Source organism: Bradyrhizobium sp. URHA0013, assembly GCF_000518345.1.
Lineage (GTDB): Bacteria > Pseudomonadota > Alphaproteobacteria > Rhizobiales > Xanthobacteraceae > Bradyrhizobium.
In genome coordinates, this window is record NZ_KI912427.1 from 475,874 (window position 1) to 495,822 (window position 19,949).

18 protein-coding genes are annotated in these 19,949 nt (G+C 64.0%); 15 read left to right on the forward strand and 3 right to left on the reverse strand.

What is annotated here, in order from left to right; genetic code table 11:
- The first annotated feature begins 2 nt into the window (after nucleotides 1–2).
- The 3 genes from N551_RS0131625 (at nucleotide 3) to N551_RS0131635 (ending at nucleotide 1,808) form a co-directional block, all read left to right on the forward strand.
- Nucleotides 3–365, forward strand: coding sequence for a YciI family protein (locus tag N551_RS0131625; protein ID WP_027570333.1), 363 nt, complete (start codon nucleotides 3–5; stop codon nucleotides 363–365).
- A 96-nt stretch (nucleotides 366–461) separates the two neighbouring features.
- Nucleotides 462–1,202 carry a TetR/AcrR family transcriptional regulator gene (locus N551_RS0131630; protein WP_027570334.1) on the forward strand — a complete coding sequence of 247 codons (741 nt, stop codon included), beginning with the start codon at nucleotides 462–464 and terminating at the stop codon, nucleotides 1,200–1,202.
- A gap of 120 nt (nucleotides 1,203–1,322) precedes the next feature.
- The gene (locus tag N551_RS0131635) at nucleotides 1,323–1,808 is read left to right on the forward strand and encodes a DUF2852 domain-containing protein (protein ID WP_027570335.1); all 486 of its coding nucleotides are present in this window, start codon (nucleotides 1,323–1,325) and stop codon (nucleotides 1,806–1,808) included.
- Nucleotides 1,809–2,010: 202 nt separating this feature from the next.
- On the opposite strand, the gene N551_RS0131640 is transcribed toward N551_RS0131635, so the two are convergent.
- On the reverse strand, nucleotides 2,011–3,174 hold the full coding sequence (locus N551_RS0131640; protein WP_027570336.1) for an acyl-CoA desaturase: 1,164 nt from the start codon (nucleotides 3,172–3,174) through the stop codon (nucleotides 2,011–2,013).
- A gap of 314 nt (nucleotides 3,175–3,488) precedes the next feature.
- On the opposite strand from N551_RS0131640, the gene N551_RS0131645 reads away from it, so the two are divergent.
- Nucleotides 3,489–4,256, forward strand: coding sequence for a serine acetyltransferase (locus N551_RS0131645; protein WP_027570337.1), 768 nt, complete (start codon nucleotides 3,489–3,491; stop codon nucleotides 4,254–4,256).
- 35 nt (nucleotides 4,257–4,291) lie between these two features.
- On the opposite strand, the gene N551_RS0131650 is transcribed toward N551_RS0131645, so the two are convergent.
- Complete coding sequence (locus N551_RS0131650; RefSeq protein WP_027570338.1) at nucleotides 4,292–4,810, reverse strand: DUF2231 domain-containing protein; 519 nt, start codon at nucleotides 4,808–4,810, stop codon at nucleotides 4,292–4,294.
- A 544-nt stretch (nucleotides 4,811–5,354) separates the two neighbouring features.
- Here N551_RS0131650 and tolQ point away from each other — a divergent pair.
- The 10 genes from tolQ (at nucleotide 5,355) to ftsH (ending at nucleotide 17,732) form a co-directional block, all read left to right on the forward strand.
- Nucleotides 5,355–6,071 carry a protein TolQ gene (tolQ, locus tag N551_RS0131655; RefSeq protein ID WP_007596319.1) on the forward strand — a complete coding sequence of 239 codons (717 nt, stop codon included), beginning with the start codon at nucleotides 5,355–5,357 and terminating at the stop codon, nucleotides 6,069–6,071.
- Between the two features lie 43 nt (nucleotides 6,072–6,114).
- Nucleotides 6,115–6,564, forward strand: coding sequence for a protein TolR (tolR, locus tag N551_RS0131660; RefSeq protein ID WP_018453789.1), 450 nt, complete (start codon nucleotides 6,115–6,117; stop codon nucleotides 6,562–6,564).
- Nucleotides 6,565–6,567: 3 nt separating this feature from the next.
- Nucleotides 6,568–7,527 carry a hypothetical protein gene (locus N551_RS0131665; protein ID WP_027570339.1) on the forward strand — a complete coding sequence of 320 codons (960 nt, stop codon included), beginning with the start codon at nucleotides 6,568–6,570 and terminating at the stop codon, nucleotides 7,525–7,527.
- Between the two features lie 23 nt (nucleotides 7,528–7,550).
- Nucleotides 7,551–8,912: a Tol-Pal system beta propeller repeat protein TolB gene (tolB, locus tag N551_RS0131670; protein ID WP_027570340.1), complete on the forward strand. Its 1,362-nt coding sequence runs from the start codon at nucleotides 7,551–7,553 to the stop codon at nucleotides 8,910–8,912.
- A gap of 242 nt (nucleotides 8,913–9,154) precedes the next feature.
- Nucleotides 9,155–11,485, forward strand: a complete 2,331-nt coding sequence (locus N551_RS0131675) for a bifunctional diguanylate cyclase/phosphodiesterase (RefSeq protein WP_027570341.1) — start codon at nucleotides 9,155–9,157, stop codon at nucleotides 11,483–11,485.
- Nucleotides 11,486–11,646: 161 nt separating this feature from the next.
- Entirely contained in the window at nucleotides 11,647–12,411 is a 765-nt protein-coding gene (locus N551_RS0131680) for a hypothetical protein (protein WP_027570342.1), read from the forward strand.
- A gap of 271 nt (nucleotides 12,412–12,682) precedes the next feature.
- Complete coding sequence (pal, locus tag N551_RS0131685) at nucleotides 12,683–13,171, forward strand: peptidoglycan-associated lipoprotein Pal (RefSeq protein ID WP_007596304.1); 489 nt, start codon at nucleotides 12,683–12,685, stop codon at nucleotides 13,169–13,171.
- Between the two features lie 187 nt (nucleotides 13,172–13,358).
- Nucleotides 13,359–14,414 carry a tol-pal system protein YbgF gene (ybgF, locus tag N551_RS0131690; protein WP_027570343.1) on the forward strand — a complete coding sequence of 352 codons (1,056 nt, stop codon included), beginning with the start codon at nucleotides 13,359–13,361 and terminating at the stop codon, nucleotides 14,412–14,414.
- 76 nt (nucleotides 14,415–14,490) lie between these two features.
- Nucleotides 14,491–15,543, forward strand: coding sequence for a tRNA lysidine(34) synthetase TilS (gene tilS / locus N551_RS0131695; RefSeq protein WP_027570344.1), 1,053 nt, complete (start codon nucleotides 14,491–14,493; stop codon nucleotides 15,541–15,543).
- Nucleotides 15,544–15,809: 266 nt separating this feature from the next.
- On the forward strand, nucleotides 15,810–17,732 hold the full coding sequence (gene ftsH, locus N551_RS0131700; RefSeq protein WP_007596301.1) for an ATP-dependent zinc metalloprotease FtsH: 1,923 nt from the start codon (nucleotides 15,810–15,812) through the stop codon (nucleotides 17,730–17,732).
- 172 nt (nucleotides 17,733–17,904) lie between these two features.
- On the opposite strand, the gene N551_RS0131705 is transcribed toward ftsH, so the two are convergent.
- Nucleotides 17,905–19,398: a hypothetical protein gene (locus tag N551_RS0131705; RefSeq protein ID WP_027570345.1), complete on the reverse strand. Its 1,494-nt coding sequence runs from the start codon at nucleotides 19,396–19,398 to the stop codon at nucleotides 17,905–17,907.
- A gap of 297 nt (nucleotides 19,399–19,695) precedes the next feature.
- Here N551_RS0131705 and N551_RS0131710 point away from each other — a divergent pair, with 297 nt between their 5' ends.
- On the forward strand, nucleotides 19,696–19,860 hold the full coding sequence (locus N551_RS0131710; protein ID WP_027570346.1) for a Flp family type IVb pilin: 165 nt from the start codon (nucleotides 19,696–19,698) through the stop codon (nucleotides 19,858–19,860).
- The last annotated feature ends 89 nt before the right edge of the window (nucleotides 19,861–19,949 follow it).

Here is a 19,949-nt window from a genome sequence, read left to right on the forward strand (position 1 = left end):
CAATGAGCACCGACACCTATCTCGCCGTTTTCCTCGGCAGCAAGACCAGCTCCAAATGGGCCGCATGGGATGCGATGCCCGAGGCCGAGCGGAAGGCGAAGGAGCAGGAGGGCATGGCGGCCTGGAAGGGCTGGGTCGAAAAGCACCAGGGCGCGATCGAGGCCATGGGCGGCCCGCTCGGCAAGACCAAGAAGGTCGACGGCAAGGGCCTCGCCGACATCGCCAACGAGATGGGCGCCTTCACCGTCGTGCGTGCGGCGTCCCATGAAGCCGCGGCGAAGATGTTCGAGAACCACCCGCACTTCACGATCTTCCCCGGCGAACGCGTCGAGATCATGCCGGTGCTGCCGATCCCCGGCGGCTAGGGCTTCGGCCCGCGGCGCCGGACCGGGAAGAATACGGTCGATCAACCCCGTCGCCGCTAGTGACCTTCCTGCCCAGCTCATGTAAAGGTCGTTCACATGAGCTGGCGCAAGGAGACGCGCCGCGCCGAGCGCGGCTATCACCACGGCAATCTGAAGGAAGCCCTGTTGCAGGCCGCCCTCGGGCTGATCGCCGAGAAGGGCGCGGCCGGCTTCACCTTTGCCGATGCCGCGCGCATGGCTGGCGTCAGTGCCGCGGCACCGTACCGGCATTTTCGCGACCGTGAAGAACTGCTGTCCTCGATCGCGCAGCGCGGCTTCGAGCAGTTCGAAGCGCGCCTGACCGCGGCTTGGGACGACGGACGGCCCGACACCGTCACGGCGTTCGAGCGAGTCGGCAGGGCCTATCTCGCCTTCGCCCGCGAGGAGCCCGCGTTCTACAATGCGATGTTCGAATCGGGCGTGCCGGTGGATTCCAATCCAGCGCTCCAGGCCGCCAGCGAGCGTGCTTTCAACATCATTCGTGCCGCGGCGGAGCGGCTTGCCGCGCTGGCACCGCCGGGCACCCCGCGGCCGCCGGCGATGATGATGGCGCTGCACATCTGGTCGATGGCGCATGGCGTGGCCTCGCTGTTCTCCCGCGGCGATGCTGCGCGTCGAAAGCTGCCCATGTCCCCGGACGAGCTGCTCGAAGCCGAGGTGCTGATCTATCTGCGCGGTCTCGGCTTCCCGACCGATCGCCGTCCCCCGGCGAAAAGCGCCGAGCCGCCGCCGGTACCACCGGAGGCATCCTCCGGTTCGGGCGTGCCGCCCGGTGGTCCCTGGGGCAAGCCGAAATAAAGTTACCCAAATAATTCCCCCGCCCTGTCAGGCGGTCGGCTTGACAAAATCGCGGGATGATCTACCTATGTAAATGTTATTTACATTCACAACGGCGCTGATGCCGTCATGGAGAGGGAAATGGCCTACACCGCTGATGTCAATCGATGGCGCGGCCCTTCGGACCAACACTACGAGCGCCCCCACATGCTCAACACGCCCTGGCATCCCGGCTGGATCGCCGTGACCATCCTCGGTTTCATCATGTGGTGGCCGATCGGACTTGCCCTTCTCTTTTTCACACTCGGGAGCAGAAGAATGTCGTGCTGGAGCAACCAGGATCGCTGGCAGAACAAGATGGAGCGGATGCAGTACAAGATGGACCGTATGCGCGGCCGCATGGAGCGCCACGGTTTCGGCTTTGGCTTCGGACCGCCCTCGAGCGGCAACCGCGCCTTTGACGAGTACCGCACCGAGACACTGCAGCGGCTCGAGGAGGAGCAGGTCGAGTTCAAGAACTTCCTCGACCGTCTGCGTCACGCCAAGGACAAGGAAGAGTTCGACCAGTTCATGGCGCAACACAAGACACGCCCGACCCCGCCGCCGACCGACCAGCAGCAAGGTTGATCTCAAGGTTGATCTCGGGACTGACGCCTCTCAAAGCCGTCAGGCGCATGCCCCCAAAGTCCTGATGGCCCTGAGCCGCTCGCCTGCGCAACCGCAGGCGGGCGGTTTGATTTTGGGAATGCGCGTCAGGCTGCCGCGACCGTCCGGATTGCCTCGGTTTGGAAAGTCTTGGTCTGGAAGTCTGGTCCAGAGAGAGACTTGGTCAGCGCGCCGTAGCGAGCTGCGCGCGAACCGACTCCAGGAAGTGTTCGTAGGCGTAGTCCACGATCTCGTTGAGTGATCGCGTTCGCGCGAACATCGCCTTGGCCTCGGCGAGAAACTCCTCGCGGGTTGGAATCTTCGGCAAATGCAGATGTGTCAGTGCATCGACGCCTTCGTGCGCGCGACTGAGGATGTCATGCAGCGTCGGCAGCTGCAGCTGGGCCAAATCGGCTCGACGGAGCGCCGACGAGATCGCATGCGCCAGTGTCTGCGCATCGAACCGTCCGGCAAGCTCACGGGCTGCCCGGTTGATGACGCGCGCGCCAAGCGGCTGCTCGTTGCGCAGCACCTGCTCGGGCGGCGACTTCATGTTCCAGACGATGCCGAACCAGGACAGCACCTTCAGGATGTAATAGGTGATGTCGATTTCCCACCAGCGAAAACCTTGCCGCACGCTGCTCTGGTAGGCGTGGTGATTGTTGTGCCAGCCCTCACCGAGGGTGAACAAGGCCAGCAGCCAATTGTTGCGGGAATCATCGCCGGTCACGTACCGCTTGCGTCCATGCACATGGGCGAGGGAGTTGATGCAGAAGGTCGCGTGATAGACCAGCACGGTGCTCCACAGGAAGCCGACGACGAGACCGGACCACCCGCCAACCAGGAAGCAGAGCGCAGCCAGCGTAACGGCCGGCAGCAGTTCCAGGCGATGCAGCCACATCAACTCCGGATAGGCAGCGAAATCGCCGACCTTCACGAGATCGGTGCCATCGTGCTCCCGGTAAAAAATCCAGCCGAGATGGCTATAGAGGAAGCCTCGATGACGCGGTGAATGCACGTCGTCTTCGGTATCGGAATGCAGATGATGATGTCGATGCTTGGCCGCCCACCACAAAACGCTTTTCTGCGCGGTGCTCTGCGCAAGCCAGGCCAGGATGAACTGAAAGACCCGGCCGGTCGCAAAAGCCCGATGGGAGAAATAGCGGTGGTAGCCCGCTCCAATTGCAAACATGCGGACGACATACAGCGAGGCGCAGATCGCGATGGCCTGCCAGGTCACGCCGGTCCAGATGGCTGCAACGCAGCCGAGATGCACCAGCAGGAACGGCAGTGCGGAGGGATACATGATGTCGTCGTGTTGGTCGTCGGCGGAGGCATTGGGCGACATGGATTGGCGTGACCTTGGATGATGGAGATCCGGAGTCGCTTCGGCAGCACTGAGGGCCGCTGTGTACGACAAACCCGGGGGTGGCGGACCGCTGCGGGGCTTCGAACGAGATACTTTGCCTGAACAACCCGGGCCAGCGCGGCAGTACGATCCTGAGACCATAGCTTCGGCCGGGAACTCGACTTCCTCCATATATATGATCCCGGCCGCCTGGCATGCAAGCTCGTAGCCTCACGGGGAGCGTGGCGCGCGCGCTGCCGACGCTCTATATCTGACGGTGAAAAGGAAGCGTCAAAACATCGCAGGCGGCAACGATGATGGAAGCTGCGATCACGCCGAGCGAGGCCCTCTGGCAGAAGATCCGAGACGAGGCGCAGCGCGCAGCGGCAGCCGACCCCATATTCGGCCGGACTCTTGGCGGCCTCATCTTCGCCCATGACGATTTTACCGGCGCATTGTCCGACCTGATCGGACGGCGGCTTGGCGACAGCGCGGCCGAACGCGCGCGCTTCACGACATTTTCCCGCGACGCCTTCAATGGCCAGCCGAATCTGATCGAGGCCGCCGGACGCGACTTGCAGGCCATCGTGCTCCGCGATCCCGCCATCACCGGACTGTTGGCGCCGCTGCTGCATTTCAAGGGCTACGTCGCCTTACAGGCCTGGCGCGTCTCGAACTGGCTCTGGCATCACGACCAGCGCGACGCGGCGCTGCTGTTTCAGAACGAGGCGTCGAACGTCCTGCAGGTCAGCATTCATCCGGCGGCGAGCCTCGGATCGTCGGTGTATCTCGACCACGCCACCGGCATCGTGATCGGTGCCGATGTGGCGATCGGCGACGAGGCCACCATCCTTCAGAACGTCAGCATCGGTCGCGGCACGGAACTGCCGGCGCGCTCGCCTCGCATTGGTCGCGGCGTGTTCATCGGCTCCGGCGCGGCGATTCTCGGCAACGTCAGCATCGGCGGTTTTGCAAAGATCGGCGCCGACACCGTCGTGACGAGCGACGTGCCCCGGGGTTGCACCGCAGTAGGCAATCCGGCGCGGCTGACGAATTGCCCCGAACCGGCCTCGACGGCCTGACTCGCCCTCAAGTCATCAGGCGACGTGCTCCTCGTTCAGGCGGCGCGGCGGTGGCGCTCGCCGCCATGATGCGGCGTGACCGGCTCCGAACTGGTCTGGCCCGGTGCGTCCAGCACCGCGACATGATGCCGGTAGACCATTTCCCAGCCCTTCCATCCCGTGAACAGGAGGATGCCCACCACGATCAACGAGAGCGCCACGCCCCACGGCTTGACCGCAGCCTCCGCGCCTTGCGCGTAGCGGAGGTAGAAATTGATCAGGGCCAGCACGACCGCCGCCAGATTGCCGACCATGTGATACCAGGCATCGTTGAGGCTGCGGATACGGGCGTCGCTGAAGAAGTCGGTGAAGCCGGCCACGGCGGCAACGAGCGCCATGACGATGCCGGCGCCGATCAGCCAGATGGCGGCTCTGGCCCAGAAGCCGTCGCCGGTTCCGATGAAGGCGAGATCGGCGATGGGCGCGCCGACCAGGAAGGCGACGGGGAACGGGATGATCATGGGGTGGAGCGGATGATCGCCGATGGCGGCGGTCGATTTGGGGTTGATGCTCATGGCAAAACCTCGCGAGTAGTGATTTTCTGGACAATTTTTCGGGTGAGGGCTGGTTCCTCCGCCGGATATTGGGCTCCGCTCCTGATGCGCACAGGGAAGCGGAACGCTGGTGTTCCGGGCGCCAGCGCAACGTCCCGTCGAGGACGTGACGCAGAGCCGAGGCCCTGCGCAGGCGTTGCGGCGCGTGGGGGGAACGCGGACCCGCGCGCCGCGCCTCCCATCCCCCTGCGGGACCTCGCTTTCCCGCAGCCAAATTCGCCTGCGGTAACTCAGCATTAACCATCGCCGGGCTCTGGTAATTGCGGACAATCGCGCCCAGAGCCCGAAGTCTGAGCCTTGGGGTCGGGCCCATAGTTTTGACATCTTGGCAGGGAATGCAGGCGGCTGGCTTTGGACGAGCCCTGCACCCCAGAAAGACAAGGCTTTGAGCGGGCTTGCCGGCCGCGCCGGTTCTAGCGCGGCTATTGGGGAACCGGCGGCCATTTGCTGGCCGGGACATTAGGTCGGGACATCAGGTAACGATCGCCTTGAGAGGATACTGCTTATGAATCCGGCCGACGTGGCTCAGTCAGCCCTTCCGGTTGCCGCTTCCGCGGACGTGTCGCTGATCGCGCTGTTCTGGCAGGCTCACTGGATCGTGAAAGCCGTGATGCTGGGGCTTCTCGCCTGCTCGGTCTGGGTCTGGGCGATCGCCATCGACAAGATCTTCCTGTTTGCCCGCACCCGCCGCTCGATGGACCGTTTCGAACAGGCCTTCTGGTCCGGCGAGTCGATCGAGGACCTCTATCGCACGCTCTCGGCCAAGCCGACGCATTCCATGGCGGCCTGCTTCGTCGCGGCGATGCGCGAGTGGAAGCGTTCGTTCGAGAGCCAGGCCCGCTCGGTCGCAGGCCTTCAGATGCGCATCGACAAGGTCATGAATGTCTCGATCGCCCGCGAGGTCGAGCGGCTGGAACGCCGGCTGCTGGTGCTCGCCACCGTCGGCTCCGCAGGCCCGTTCGTCGGCCTGTTCGGCACCGTCTGGGGCATCATGTCGAGCTTCCAGTCGATCGCGGCGTCGAAAAATACCTCCCTGGCGGTGGTGGCCCCCGGTATCGCGGAGGCGCTGTTTGCGACCGCCGTCGGCCTTATCGCCGCCATTCCTGCCACTATTTTCTACAATAAGTTCACCTCCGAGGTGAACCGGCAGGCCCAGCGGCTCGAAGGCTTCGCCGATGAATTTTCAGCCATCCTGTCGCGCCAGATCGACGAGCGGGGCTGACGGACGGCATGTATAGTGTGAAGGGCAATTTGGGCACCAGACCATGGGCATGAACGTTGCGAGTTCGTCCGGAGGCGGTGGGCGCCGTGGCCGGCGCAAGCCGGTCGTGGCCGAGATCAACGTCACGCCGATGGTGGACGTGATGCTGGTGCTGCTCATCATCTTCATGGTGTCGGCGCCGATGCTGACGGTCGGCGTGCCGCTCGACCTGCCGCAGACCCAGGCCAAGAGCCTCGAAAACAACGACCAGAAGCCGATCCAGATGTCAGTGGACATCAAGGGCAAGGTGTTCATCAACGACGCCGAGATCGCGATCAACGAACTGATCCCGAAGCTGAAGGCGATCACGGACGCGCGCGGAGGGCTTGAGGAACGCATCTATCTGCGTGCCGACAAGAAGGCCGATTACGGGACGGTGGCCAAGGTGATGGGCCAGTTGTCCGGCGCAGGATTCAAGAAGCTGGCGCTCGTCACGGAAGCGGATCAGGGGTAGCCCGTGAAGGTGAAGGTCGACAAGACACTCGTTGCGTCGATTGCCCTCCACGTCCTCGTGCTGGGATGGGGGCTCGTCACCTTTAGCAGCAGGGCTTTCGTGCCGGCGGAAGAGTCGCTGCCGATCGACATCATCTCCACCGACCAACTCGCGCAGATGATGTCGGGGCAGAAGACCGGCGACAAGAAAGAGCCGAAGCCGAAGGTCGAGAAGATCGCGGAAGCCAAGCCCGAGGAAGATGCCGTCGGCAAGGTCACCGAGAAGAAAGAGCTGATCAAGACCAACTCGACGCCTGAGCCGCCGCCGAAGCCCGTGGAGAAGCCGGTCGAGAAGAAGCCCGAGCCGCCGAAGCCGGTCGCCGAGGCGAAGCCCAAGGAAGAGCCGAAGCCGCCGGAAAAGAAGCCTGATCCGGCCAAGGAAGATCCGATCGCCGAACTCCAGAAGAAGCTCGACACCAAGAAGCCGCCGCCCAAGCCCGTGGAGCAGAAGGTCGCGGCAGTGCAGCCGCAGCAGCAGCCCAAGCCCAAGGAGCGCACCTTCGATCCCGCGCAGATTGCCCGAGATCTCGACAAGCGCGCCGCGACCCGGCACGAGCTCACGGGATCGACTCTGAATGCGTCCGCCGCGCTGGGATCGACGACCGGGACGGCCGCTAACAACGTTGCGACCTGGCAAGGCGCGTTCATGGCAGCGGTCAAGCGCTGCTTCACGCCCACCTATAACGGGCAGGACGCCGATCAATACCAAGCCGACATTGATATTTTCATGAAGATCGATGGATCGCTGGCATCCGAGCCGGTCGTCGTTGCGGCGAGAGGACCGTCCCGGTCGATCGCTCAGGCAGTGGCGGAGAGTGGCAAGCGAGCCATCGTACAATGTCAGGTCTATTCGTTCCTGCCAAAGCAGCAGTATGACACTTGGAAAACCATTCCGATGCGCTTCGGCCTGAAAGATATGTTGTGACATCCGAACAAAAGAATTTTGCGATGAATGACGCTCGATCGATCACCCGCCGCCGCTTTATGACCGTCAGTGGATCGGCGCTGGCGATGCTTGGGGGCGGACATGCCCTGGCACAGGCCCAAAAGCGGCTTGAAATCAATCCCACGGAATTTCGGCCGATTCCGATCGCGATCACCAATTTCGTGCCGGGCTCGCCGGCCGACGGCGAGGTCGGAAACGGCGTCACTCAGGTCGTCACCAACAACCTGAAGCGCTCGGGTCTGTTCGCGCCGGTCGACCAGGCCGCCTTCATCGAGCGCATCAGCAATATCGACGTCGCGCCGCAATTCGAGAACTGGAAGACCCTCAACGCGCAAGCCCTCGTCACCGGCCGCATGACGCGGCAGCCGGACGGCCGCCTCAAGGCCGAATTCCGCTTGTGGGACGTGGTCACCGGCCAGCAGCTCGCCGGCCAACAATATTTCACCTCGCCGGAATATTGGCGCCGGATCGCCCACATCATCTCCGACCAGATCTATGAGAAGCTGACTGGCGAGAAGGGCTATTTCGACAGCCGCGTCGTGTTCGTGGACGAGACCGGGCCGAAGGAGCGCCGCGTCAAGCGGCTCGCGATGATGGACCAGGACGGCGCCAATGTGCGCTATCTGACCCGCGGCTCCGACCTCGTGCTGACGCCGCGCTTCTCGCCGAACTCGCAGGAAATCACCTACATGGAGTTCGGGCAGGGCGATCCGAAGGTCTATCTGTTCAACATCGAGACCGGCCAGCGCGAGATCGTCGGCAACTTCCCCGGCATGACCTTCGCGCCGCGGTTCTCGCCGGACGGCCAGCGCGTCATCATGAGCCTGCAGCAGGGCGGCAATTCCAACCTGTTCGTGATGGATCTGCGCTCGCGCTCGACCACGCGCCTCACCGACACGCCCGCGATCGACACCTCTCCGTCCTACTCCCCGGACGGCACCCGCATCTGCTTCGAGTCCGATCGCGGCGGCAGATCGCAGATCTATGTCATGGCCGCGGGCGGCGGAGCGGCGCAGCGCATCTCCTTCTCCAAGGACGACAACAACGCCACCTATTCGACCCCGGTGTGGTCGCCGCGCGGCGATTACATCGCCTTCACCAGGCAAGGTGGCGGACAGTTCTCGATCGGCGTCATGAAGCCGGATGGCTCCGGCGAGCGGCTTCTCACCTCCGGCTACCACAACGAAGGTCCGACCTTCTCGCCGAACGGTCGCGTGCTGATGTTCTTCCGCGATCCCGGCGGCAGCGGCGGGCCGTCGCTGTTCTCCGTCGACATCTCGGGCCGCAACGAGCTGAAGGTGCCGACGCCGGGCTTCGCTTCCGACCCGGCATGGTCGCCGCTATTGTCCTCGACGTCGGGCTAGCCGCCGCCCGCGGCGCGCGATGATTTGACCGCGCGCCTTTTCCGAAAACTTTGCCAGATGTTTCCCCGCGATAATTGTTCTTTAAGGTTGCACTCGGCAAACTTTTCCCATCGGTTTGTTTCTATTGATGTATTTCGACTATTGGTCACTCAAAACAACTCGACTTTAACGATGTTCCCTCAGAAAGACTTCATACCGGATCGGTAAAACTGCGCTCCAGACAGGACGCGCGTAAACACCAGATGCAGTTTGCAAGTCAGAGCGGAGAGCCGGAACAGCGGCCGCCGAAAACTTCGGCGGCGCAAATCGATTCGCTGTTCGAAGCGCCTGGCCCGTTGCTGGCCGGACTCATTTTCGTGTCGATTGGTGCGGCCCTGACCGCGCTGAGGACGGGCGAGCCGCTGATCTGGGCTTGCGTCGCACTTCTGATCCTGGCCGGGTCCGCGCGGGCGATCGACCTGCGCCTCTATCAGGCACGTCAGGCGGTCATGACCGTCGAGGCGGCCGCACGCTGGCAGAAGCGCTATCAGATCGGGGCAAAGATCCAGGCGGCTGCGATCGGCATCTGGTGCGCCACCGCCCTGTTGGCCACGGACGACGCCGTGGCTCACATGATAGCCTTGTCGGTCACCACCGGAATCGCGGCGGGCGGCGCGGGCAGGGCATATGGCCGGCCTGCGATCTTCCACCTCCAGGCCGTGCTGATTTTCGGCCCGGCCGTGCTTGCCCTGGCGCTGCGTGGAACGCCCTACTACATCGCGATGGCGCTGGTCAGCGGCGCGTTCCTGATGGCGATCATGCAGCTTTCGGTGAATCTGCACCGAATCTTCATGGGAGCGGTCGTGGCACGGGAACGTGAAGCCGCGCTCGCCGGCCAGTTCGATACGGCGCTGAACAACATGCCGCACGGCCTCTGCATGTTCCGCGTCGACGGACAGCTGGCGGTCATGAACCACCGCTTCGGCGCAATGATGAACCTGCCGGAAGGTCTCGCGCAGCGCGGCATCAACGCGCGTGACATCGTCGCGGCGTGCGTCAGCGCCGGATCCATCTCGGCTGGGAGCGGCGAGCGGATCGTCGCGGACATCGAGAGTTCGCAAGCCAAGGAGATCATCACCGCCGATCCCGACACGCAGCGAAACCGGTCGTTGTCCTGGACTGTTCAGCCGATGGCTGACGGCGGCGCAGTGGTGCTGCTCGAGGACATTACCGACCGTCGCAGCGCCGAGGCCAAGATTACGCATCTGGCGCGCTACGACGACCTCACCGCGCTCCCCAACCGCGTTCATTTCCGCGATGAGATCGAAAGGCTGCTGGCGATCTCGCACGACGCCGAGCGCCTGTCCGCGCTGCTGTTCGTCGATCTCGACCAGTTCAAGCAGGTCAACGACACGCTCGGCCATCCCTGCGGCGACCAGCTGCTGTGCGCGGTCGCCAACCGTCTGCGCGAGATGTTGCGCCCCGAGGATTTCGTCGCCCGCTTCGGCGGTGACGAATTCGTCGTATTCCAGGAGAACATCTCCTCGCCCGAGGACGCCGCCGCGCTGGCGCGCCGGATCGTCGAACGGCTGAGCGAGCGCTACCGCATCGACAATCATCTGGTCGAGATCGGGGCCAGCGTCGGCATCGCGTTGACCTCTCCGGAGGGCGTCAGCGCGGACACGCTGCTCAAGAACGCCGACATGGCGCTGTACCGGGCCAAGGCCGACGGCCGCGGCACCTTCTGCTTCTTCCGCGACGAGATGGCGGCGACCGTGGAGGCGCGCCGCATCCTCGAGCTCGACCTGCGCAAGGCGCTCGCCAACGAGGAATTCGAGCTGTTCTACCAGCCGCTGGTCAATCTGAAGTCCGGCAAGATCACGACGTGCGAGGCGCTGCTGCGCTGGAATCATCCGGTGCGCGGCACGGTCTCGCCGATCGACATCATCCCGGTCGCCGAGGACATGGGGCTGATCGTCGATCTCGGCCGCTGGATCCTGCGCCGCGCCTGCATGGAATGCATGAAATGGCCGGAGGGTGTCAGCGTCGCCGTCAACTTCTCGCCGCAGCAATTCCACCAGCGCGACGTCTTGAGCGAAATCCGCTACGCACTCGAGGTTTCGGGGCTCCCGGCGCATCGGCTGGAGATCGAGATCACCGAATCCTCGCTGTTGCGCAACACCCAGCTGACGCACGACATCCTGTCGCAATTGCATGCGATCGGCGTGCGCATTTCGCTGGATGATTTCGGCACCGGCTATTCGAGCCTCAGCTACCTGCACAATTTCCCGATGCAGAAGGTGAAGATCGACCGCTCCTTCCTCGAAGGCATCGATGCCGACCGGCCGCTGACGCTGCTGCGCGGCGTGGCGCGGCTGTCGGCCGATCTCGGCATGGCGGTCGTGGTCGAGGGCATCGAGACCAATGATCAGCTCGAGCTGATCAGCGCCGACGGCACCGTAACCGAAGGGCAGGGCTATCTGTTCAGCCGGCCGGTGCCGGCAGTCCGGATTCGCCAATTGCTCAATGCCTCGCATGGCCGTCGCGGGGCTGAGGACCAGATCGTCATGGTGTCCTCGCGATCGATCGCCTGATCTTTCTCTGCCTCACTCCTCAACGTATTTAGCTCTCGTTCGTCCGTGTTTTTGCGGGCTGCAAAGGTTAACCCTAACGTTTCTAAGCCTTTGCAATTCCGTTAATGAACCATTAATCTCCCCACACTCGCAGAAGTTGCTTTGGAGTGTAGGGGTACTGGATGACGTCTGGAGCTGAACCGCAAACGGTGCTCCTTCCGCGGGGAGCCGCTCTGTTTGACCGCATCGATTACCGCCTGATCGAAACTCCTGAGGACCGAGACAACCTCTATCTGATGCGGTACCGGGCCTATCTGCATGCCGGACTGATCGAGCCGTCGGAGTCGCGGCGCGTGACTGATCGCTTCGACGATGCGCCCAACACCTGGAATTTCGGGGTCTATGTCGATGGAGAGCTCTGCAGCTCCGTTCGCATTCACGTCCTGACGTCTGACTGGCGAATGTCCTACACGACCGAAGTGTTTGGCGACGTCTTGCATCCCCGCCTCGACCGCGGCGAAGTTCTCATCGATCCATGCCGGTTTGTTGCTGATCCCGAAAAGCACCAGCGTTTTCCGGAGCTGCCCTATCTGACGGTGCGGCTGGCTTTTGTGGCTTGCGATCATTTCAACGCCGACACCGGGCTGGCCATGATCCGGACCGATCATCAGGCGTTTTATCGTCGCATCTTCCTGCACGAGACTATTTCACCGGAGCCCCGCGGGTTTCCGGGCTGGCCCACCAAGAAGGCCGTGCTGATGGCGTCCGATTTCCGGAACCAGCGGGAAAAGGTCCTGACACGCTTTCCGATCATGCGCTCCAGCGCTTTTGAGCGGCGCATGTTATTTCAACGCAGCAGCCCGCGCCAGGTGGCCCCGCGGCCGGTGTCGCTGGCCACCCAGCGGAGCCCGGACGTAGCCGCCTCGGCAACGGGTTCTGCCCGCTAGGTCCCAGGATCTGGCCCCAGGATCTGGCCCCAGCGTCTCCACGCGCCGAGCCTAAAATTGCAGCAAGGGCCGCGGTTTTTGCCGGTCGGCGCGGCTTGCCTTCACCATCGCGCCACATTTACAACCCATTAACCATGACGGTTGCTTTTCGCTGGTTGGGGGCATTTGACCGGCTGTGGCAAGGTTCCATCAAGGTTGACGGAACGTTCGCTTAACCAACCCCCTGTAGACCGGACAGCAGTGGACGAAACGTGAGCGTGGAGGCTCCGGAATGAAACATCCTATGCGCATCCTCCAGGGATTGAAGCTGGCCGCGGTGCTTGCCGTCGCGTTGTCGATGGGTGCCTGCGCCAACAAGAACGCTGCCACGGATGCGATGGCCAACGCGGCGACGCCGGGCAGCCAGCAAGACTTCGTCGTCAATGTCGGCGACCGCGTGTTCTTCGAAAGCGACCAGACCGATCTGACCCCGCAGGCGATCGTGACCCTGGAGAAGCAGGCGCAGTGGCTCCAGAGCTATCCGCGCTACAGTTTCACCGTCGAAGGTCATGCCGACGAACGCGGCACCCGCGAATACAACATCGCGCTCGGCGCCCGCCGCGCCCAGTCGGTGCGTTCGTTCCTCGCCTCGCGCGGCATCGATCCGAACCGCATGCGCACGATCTCGTACGGCAAGGAGCGGCCGGTCGCCGTTTGCAACGACATCTCCTGCTGGTCGCAGAACCGCCGCGCCGTCACCGTGCTGAACGCGAGCTCCTGACCATTGGTCAGGCGCCGTTCATCTTCAGAAACCGATTATGCCGGCGCCCTCTCGGGCGCCGGTTTCGTTTCAGCGATCTGTGACGGAAACCCCTTTGTTTCAGTCACAGTTTTGGCGTACTCCGCTTCAATGTGTGGCGCGTCGAATGTTCGGTCGCAGGCCATTTCGCTTTCGTCGTCAGGGCAAGATGTCATCCAGATTTAAGGTCTTCACCGGCACCGTGGCGATCGCCGCGCTGCTCTCTTTGTGCTCGCCCGCCCTCGCACAGTCGGACGATGCAGATCCCGAGATGCGGATCGAGCGGCTGGAGAACCAGTTGCGCCAGCTCACCGGCCAGAACGAAGAGCTGCAATATCGCAACCGCCAGCTCGAAGAGCGGCTGCGAGCGCTCGAGGGCGGCGCGCAAGGCGCGCCCGGCCAGACGCCGGTCCAGCCCAATGTCGTGGCCATGCCGCCCGCGCAAGCCGCGCCGGCCTATCGCCAACCACCGCACCAGCAAGCGGCCCAGCCGAATTACGAGCAGCCGCAGATCGCCTCTCCCGCGCCGATCGTTCAAGAGCAGCCTGCGCCCGGCGCGCCGGGCATGCGCCGCCGCGGCGATGCCTTCGACCCGAACCAGAGCCCGAATGCGCCGGGTGCGCCGCGCGCGCTCGGCGGCGGGCAGCAACCGATGCCTGCAGGTGCCCCGAGCGGCGCGCCCGGTGGCCGTGGCGCCGGCGAACCGCTTGATCTCGCCAACAGCGGCCCCCGCTATCCGCAAGCGGCCGCGCCTCAGGCTGCGCAGCCCGGCTATCCGCCGGCCCCATCCGGCTCTCCCGCGCCGGCAGGCGCCCCGGCGCTGACGACGCTGCCGCCCTCGGCCACGCCACGCGACGAATTCGACCTCGGCATCGGATACATGCAGCGTAAGGACTATGCGCTGGCCGAGCAGACCATGAAGAACTTCTCGCAGAAATATCCGAGCGACCCGCTGCTCGGCGACGCGCAATACTGGCTCGGCGAGAGCTATTTCCAGCGCCAGCAATATCGCGACTCCGCGGAAGCCTTCCTCGCCGTCACCACCAAATACGACAAATCCGCCAAGGCGCCCGATGCCCTGCTGCGGCTCGGCCAGTCGCTGGCGGCGCTGAAGGAAAAGGAGGCCGCGTGCGCCGCCTTCGGCGAAGTCGGCCGCAAATATCCGCGCGCTTCCGCCGGCGTCAAAGCCGCGGTCGACCGCGAGCAGAAGCGGGTGAAGTGCTGAGGCGCAGCGATTGATCCTGACAAGATTGATGGCGCTGCGCTAAACAGTCGGTCCATCCGCGGACGATTGCAGCGTCATGCCAGAGGACAATTCACCGATCTCGGCGCGTGAGGCCAAGCGCCTCTTCGCAGGCCTGAAAGGCGCGCAGGGACTGCTGCTCGCGGTCTCCGGCGGGCCCGACTCGGTGGCGCTGATGTGGCTTGCGGCGCGCTGGCATCGCAGCCTGGCGTGCGGCCCGCGTCTCACCGTCGTCACCATCGACCACGGCTTGCGGCCGGAGGCGGCGCGCGAGGCGCGCGAGGTCGAGCGTCTGGCGACCGGGCTTGGCTTGCCGCACCGGACCCTGCGCTGGCGCGGCGCCAAGCCGAAAACGGGACTGCCGGCCGCCGCGCGCGAGGCACGCTACCGCCTGCTCGTGCAGGCCGCACGCAAGGCTGGTGCGAGCCACGTGCTGACCGCCCACACCCGCGACGACCAGGCCGAGACCCTGTTGATGCGTCTTGTCCGCGGCAGCGGATTGGCCGGGCTGTCGGCGATGGCCCGTCTCACCGAGCGCGACGGCGTCGTTCTTGCGCGTCCACTGCTCGATGTTCCGAAATCGCAGCTGATCGCGACCTTGAAGCGGGCGAAGATCGGCTTTGCCGACGATCCCACCAACCACGACGCTGCCTTTACTCGGCCGCGGCTGCGTGCGCTGCTGCCGCAGCTCGCGGCGGAGGGGGGTGATGCCCGCAGCTTGGCCCGGCTCGCGGCAAGGCTGGCGCGCGCCAATGCGGCCGTCGAGGTGCTGACCGATGGAGCCGAGCGCTTCCTCCGTTTGCGGGATCGCGGCGATGCGCCGCAGGCCGGCGTTCGAAGCCTCGAGGCCTCCGCGTTTGCCGTCCTGCCGGAGGAGGTCCGGCTGCGGCTCCTGCTGCGGGCCATCAACGCGTTCGGGCATGAGGGACCGGCGGAACTCGGCAAGGTCGAATCCCTCCTGGCGGTGCTGGATCAGGCCATTGCCGCAAGTCCCCGCGCACCCGCAAATGGCCGGCCTGCCCTGAAGCAGACGCTTGCGGGAGCCTTGATCAGCCTTGTCGGGGGACGTATCCGCATCGGCCCGGCGCCGGCCCGGCGCAAGGGCGGATAGGGGCGGATCATCGCACCGTCCGTTTCGAGACCGCGCCGTGAGGACACCTTAACCAGGCAAGAAAAAGCGGGATCTGGGTGCCATTATTTCAGCGGGAATCGGACTAAGATGGGCTAAATAGTCCCATCTCGTTCCCTTGGCAGCGACCGGAGCGACACCTAGATTGTATCCGTCTAACCGAGAGGATTCCTTGGGGATTTCCTCGCGCTGCCCAAATAACTGCCCAAGGCTCAGGCCGCGATCCGCGCGACCACGAAGGAAGATCGATGAACGCCAATCTGCGCAATTTCGCCCTCTGGGTCATCATTGTCCTGCTGCTGTTGGCGTTGTTCACGCTCTTCCAGAATCCGGGTCAGCGCGCCTCCTCGCAGGACATCGCCTTCTCCCAGCTCCTGAGCGAGGTTGACCGCGGCAATGTGCGCGACGTCGTGATCCAGGGGCCGGACATCCACGGCACCTTCACCAACGGCTCGAGCTTCCAGACCTATGCGCCGAGCGATCCGACGCTCGTGAAGCGCCTCTATGACAGCAAGGTGCAGATCACCGCGAAGCCGCCCGGCGACAACGTGCCGTGGTTCGTCTCGCTGCTGGTCTCCTGGCTGCCCTTCATCGCGCTGATCGGCGTGTGGATCTTCCTGTCGCGGCAGATGCAGGGCGGCGCCGGCAAGGCGATGGGCTTCGGCAAGTCGCGCGCAAAAATGCTGACTGAAGCGCATGGCCGCGTCACCTTCGAGGACGTCGCGGGCGTCGACGAGGCCAAGCAGGACCTGCAGGAGATCGTTGAATTCCTGCGCGACCCCGGCAAATTCCAGCGCCTCGGCGGCCGCATCCCGCGCGGCGTGCTTCTGGTCGGCCCTCCCGGCACCGGCAAGACCCTGATCGCGCGTGCGGTCGCGGGCGAAGCCAACGTGCCGTTCTTCACCATTTCGGGTTCTGACTTCGTCGAGATGTTCGTCGGCGTCGGCGCCAGCCGCGTCCGCGACATGTTCGAGCAGGCCAAGAAGAACGCGCCCTGCATCATCTTCATCGACGAAATCGACGCCGTCGGTCGGCACCGTGGCGCTGGCCTCGGCGGCGGCAATGACGAGCGCGAGCAGACGCTGAACCAGTTGCTGGTCGAGATGGACGGCTTCGAGGCCAATGAGGGCGTGATCCTGATCGCCGCGACCAACCGTCCCGACGTGCTCGATCCCGCGCTGCTGCGTCCCGGCCGCTTCGACCGTCAGGTCGTGGTGCCGAACCCTGACGTCGTCGGCCGCGAGCAGATCCTCAAGGTCCACGTCCGCAAGGTGCCGCTGGCGCCGGACATCAACCTCAAGACCATCGCGCGCGGCACCCCGGGCTTCTCCGGCGCCGACCTGATGAACCTCGTCAACGAAGCCGCGCTCACCGCCGCCCGTCGCAACAAGCGGATGGTGACCCAGGCCGAGTTCGAGGAAGCCAAGGACAAGGTGATGATGGGCGCCGAGCGCAAGTCGCTCGTCATGACCGAGGAAGAGAAGCTGCTGACGGCCTATCACGAGGGCGGCCACGCCATCGTCGGCCTCAATGTCGTCGCGACCGACCCGATCCACAAGGCGACCATCATTCCGCGCGGTCGTGCGCTGGGCATGGTCATGCAGCTGCCCGAGCGTGACAAGCTGTCGATGTCGCTGGAGCAGATGACCTCGCGCCTTGCCATCATGATGGGTGGCCGCGTCGCCGAAGAGCTGATCTTCGGCCGCGAGAAGGTGACTTCGGGTGCGTCGTCCGACATCGAGCAGGCGACGCGTCTGGCACGCATGATGGTGACGCGCTGGGGCCTGTCCGAGGCGCTCGGCACGGTGTCCTATGGCGAGAACCAGGACGAGGTTTTCCTGGGCATGTCGGTGTCGCGCACCCAGAACGCATCGGAAGCGACGGTTCAGAAGATCGACACCGAGATCCGGCGTTTCGTCGAAGAAGGCTACAACGAAGCGACGCGTATTCTCACCGAGAAGCGCGCCGATCTCGAAGCTCTCGCCAAGGGCCTGCTCGAGTTCGAGACGCTCTCCGGCGACGAGATCATCGACCTGCTCAAGGGCAAGAAGCCGAACCGCGAGTCCGTGCTCGAGCCGACCACGCCGCGCGCCTCGGCGGTGCCTCCGGCCGGCAAGTCGCGCCCGCGGCCCGATCCGGATCCCGGCCTGGAGCCGCAGCCGCAGGCGTAATCGCGAACGGCAGATCGAATTGAAAAACGCGGCGGAAACGCCGCGTTTTTTGTTGGGTGGTGGTGCGTCGGCGAACGACTCGTCGTTGCGAGGAGCTCTTGCGACGAAGCTTCGCTACGCTCGCGGTGACGACGTTGACGCAGGGCAGGGTTGCCTCGCAATCACCTAGGCGCTAGGGCTTCGCGCTCGTCGCCGACCCACCTACCGTGTTGTCCCGCACGTGGATCACTGCGATGTCGTCCGTATAGATCCGCTTCCAGCCCTTCAGCATGTCCAGGATCTGCGGTCCGGGCGCGTCGGCGGCCAATAGCGTTGCGTCGATCTTGTGCTCGTCGAGCAGCCGCGGAAGCAGCTCGGGCTTCTTGCCCTCGGTCGCCTTGAAGAAGTCCATGACGAATTTCTCGCCATAGAGCTCGGCGCGACCGTCGACGTAAACAGGGATGTCGCGCGAGATCAGATAGCCGCCGAACTGATAGGCGTTGAAGACGCGCTGGACCTTGCGTTGTTCGAGCAAGTCGACTGCCGCGACCGGCGTCTGCGTCATGGTGAAGCTGAAGCTGTGGTGGCCCATATAGAGCGAGGTCGAGGCCCAGCTTGCGGCGACGATCATGAGTGCGCCAAGCGCGGTGACATAGCGGGCCGGCCAGCGGTCGGCACCGGGTGCGTCCGGCTGCGGGCGCGAGGCCAGCTGGCCGAGCGGCTTCGCCAGCACCAGCGGCACCAGGAACGCGAACGCCTCGATGCTCCTGACGTGGGTCAGCGCGCTCCAGGTCAGGAACAGGATCAGGAAGATCCTGGGCGCAGAGAGCACGAGGCCGCGATAATAGCCGAACGCGATCAGGCCGAGCAGGGCGCCTTCGAACGAGGAGAAGGTGGCAAAGTTCGCCGGCATCCATTCGAAGATCAGCGAAAGCAACTCGCCCAGGCTCAAGATGTTGGTGGCGCCCAGCAGCGTTCCCCAGCCGTACGGCGTACAGCAGCTCGCGACCAGTGCACCGATGCCGAACAGCACCCAGCGCAGGAACAGCTGAAGCCGCCGCCCCTTCTCGGCGTGCTCGACGGCCTCGAGCGCGATCGGACCGATCAGCGCCAGACCGAGCACGAAGCCGCCATGCAAGTTCGCCCACAGCGCCATCAGCGGCAGCCAGTACCAGGACGGCGCGCTCCTGCGGTCGGCAGCCGCCATCAATAGACCGACCCATGCCACCATGACAGGCAGCGCCAGGACGTGCGGACGCGCCAGGACGTGATGCAGCGACAGCAGCAGGGCCAGCATCGCAAGCAGCACTGCGCGCGGTGCCTCGATCTGCACGTCGAGCAGATAGACGAAGATCGCGGCCGTGAGCGCGACTCCCATCGCGGTGAGGATGACGGGACCTGCCCAGCCCAATTGCGCATAGGAGAGAGCGAACAGCACCTGCGACAGCCACGACGTTGAAATCCACGGCGCGCCCGTCCGCGTGAAGGAATAGATGTCCGTGTACGGCATAGCGCCGTGATCGATGATCCATTGTCCGATCTTGATCTGCCAAAACGAGTCGGAGTCCTGAAGCAGCGTATCGCCGACATACATGAAGAAGAGATAGGCGCCCGCACCGACGCACAGCGGCACCAGGGCTCGCGCACGACCCTGCACCGTGATGCTGTTGGCAAAGGAAAGGGACATGCCGCGTCGTCGTCCTGTTGTTTTGTCGGGGTGCCGAGCGATCGACATTGGACCACGGCGGTCATAATTCCGGGTAAACCGGTGATACCGGGCCGGCTTGATGTCTCGACAATTTAACGGATCGTTTTAGATTTCGGTTTACCATCGGCGAATACACGCAAACCGCTCTGTATTTCCGCAGTCGAATTAACTGCGGCGCAATTCTTTGCCACTACGTTCGCATCCATGGTCGAGCGGCGCTGGGAAGCCAAAAAGACCAGATCAGTTGTAGCCTCGTGTACTCATTTGGAGCTCTTTATGAAGAACCTCGTTGCGAATTTTGCGAAAGATGAATCCGGCGCCACCGCCATTGAATACGGTCTGATCGCCGCCGGCATCGCGCTGGCGATCATCACTGTCGTCAATAACCTGGGCACCACGTTGAACGCCAAGTTCACCTCGATCTCGTCCAGCCTCAAGTAAGACTGAACGGACCAAGAGTAGAAAGAGCCTTGTCCCGGACAAGGCTCTTTTCTTTTGTGCCAAGCCTTTTGTGCCAAGTGTTGTTCTAG

What these genes read in the sequence shown, in the direction of transcription:
- N551_RS0131625 (WP_027570333.1), top strand. Translation starts at nt 3, where the DNA reads ATGAGCACCGACACCTATCTCGCCGTTTTCCTCGGCAGCAAGACCAGC.
- N551_RS0131630 (WP_027570334.1), top strand. Translation starts at nt 462, where the DNA reads ATGAGCTGGCGCAAGGAGACGCGCCGCGCCGAGCGCGGCTATCACCAC.
- N551_RS0131635 (WP_027570335.1), top strand. Translation starts at nt 1,323, where the DNA reads ATGGCCTACACCGCTGATGTCAATCGATGGCGCGGCCCTTCGGACCAA.
- N551_RS0131640 (WP_027570336.1), bottom strand. Translation starts at nt 3,174, where the DNA reads ATGTCGCCCAATGCCTCCGCCGACGACCAACACGACGACATCATGTAT.
- N551_RS0131645 (WP_027570337.1), top strand. Translation starts at nt 3,489, where the DNA reads ATGATGGAAGCTGCGATCACGCCGAGCGAGGCCCTCTGGCAGAAGATC.
- N551_RS0131650 (WP_027570338.1), bottom strand. Translation starts at nt 4,810, where the DNA reads ATGAGCATCAACCCCAAATCGACCGCCGCCATCGGCGATCATCCGCTC.
- tolQ (WP_007596319.1), top strand. Translation starts at nt 5,355, where the DNA reads ATGAATCCGGCCGACGTGGCTCAGTCAGCCCTTCCGGTTGCCGCTTCC.
- tolR (WP_018453789.1), top strand. Translation starts at nt 6,115, where the DNA reads ATGGGCATGAACGTTGCGAGTTCGTCCGGAGGCGGTGGGCGCCGTGGC.
- tolB (WP_027570340.1), top strand. Translation starts at nt 7,551, where the DNA reads ATGAATGACGCTCGATCGATCACCCGCCGCCGCTTTATGACCGTCAGT.
- N551_RS0131675 (WP_027570341.1), top strand. Translation starts at nt 9,155, where the DNA reads ATGCAGTTTGCAAGTCAGAGCGGAGAGCCGGAACAGCGGCCGCCGAAA.
- N551_RS0131680 (WP_027570342.1), top strand. Translation starts at nt 11,647, where the DNA reads ATGACGTCTGGAGCTGAACCGCAAACGGTGCTCCTTCCGCGGGGAGCC.
- pal (WP_007596304.1), top strand. Translation starts at nt 12,683, where the DNA reads ATGAAACATCCTATGCGCATCCTCCAGGGATTGAAGCTGGCCGCGGTG.
- ybgF (WP_027570343.1), top strand. Translation starts at nt 13,359, where the DNA reads ATGTCATCCAGATTTAAGGTCTTCACCGGCACCGTGGCGATCGCCGCG.
- tilS (WP_027570344.1), top strand. Translation starts at nt 14,491, where the DNA reads ATGCCAGAGGACAATTCACCGATCTCGGCGCGTGAGGCCAAGCGCCTC.
- ftsH (WP_007596301.1), top strand. Translation starts at nt 15,810, where the DNA reads ATGAACGCCAATCTGCGCAATTTCGCCCTCTGGGTCATCATTGTCCTG.
- N551_RS0131705 (WP_027570345.1), bottom strand. Translation starts at nt 19,398, where the DNA reads ATGTCCCTTTCCTTTGCCAACAGCATCACGGTGCAGGGTCGTGCGCGA.
- N551_RS0131710 (WP_027570346.1), top strand. Translation starts at nt 19,696, where the DNA reads ATGAAGAACCTCGTTGCGAATTTTGCGAAAGATGAATCCGGCGCCACC.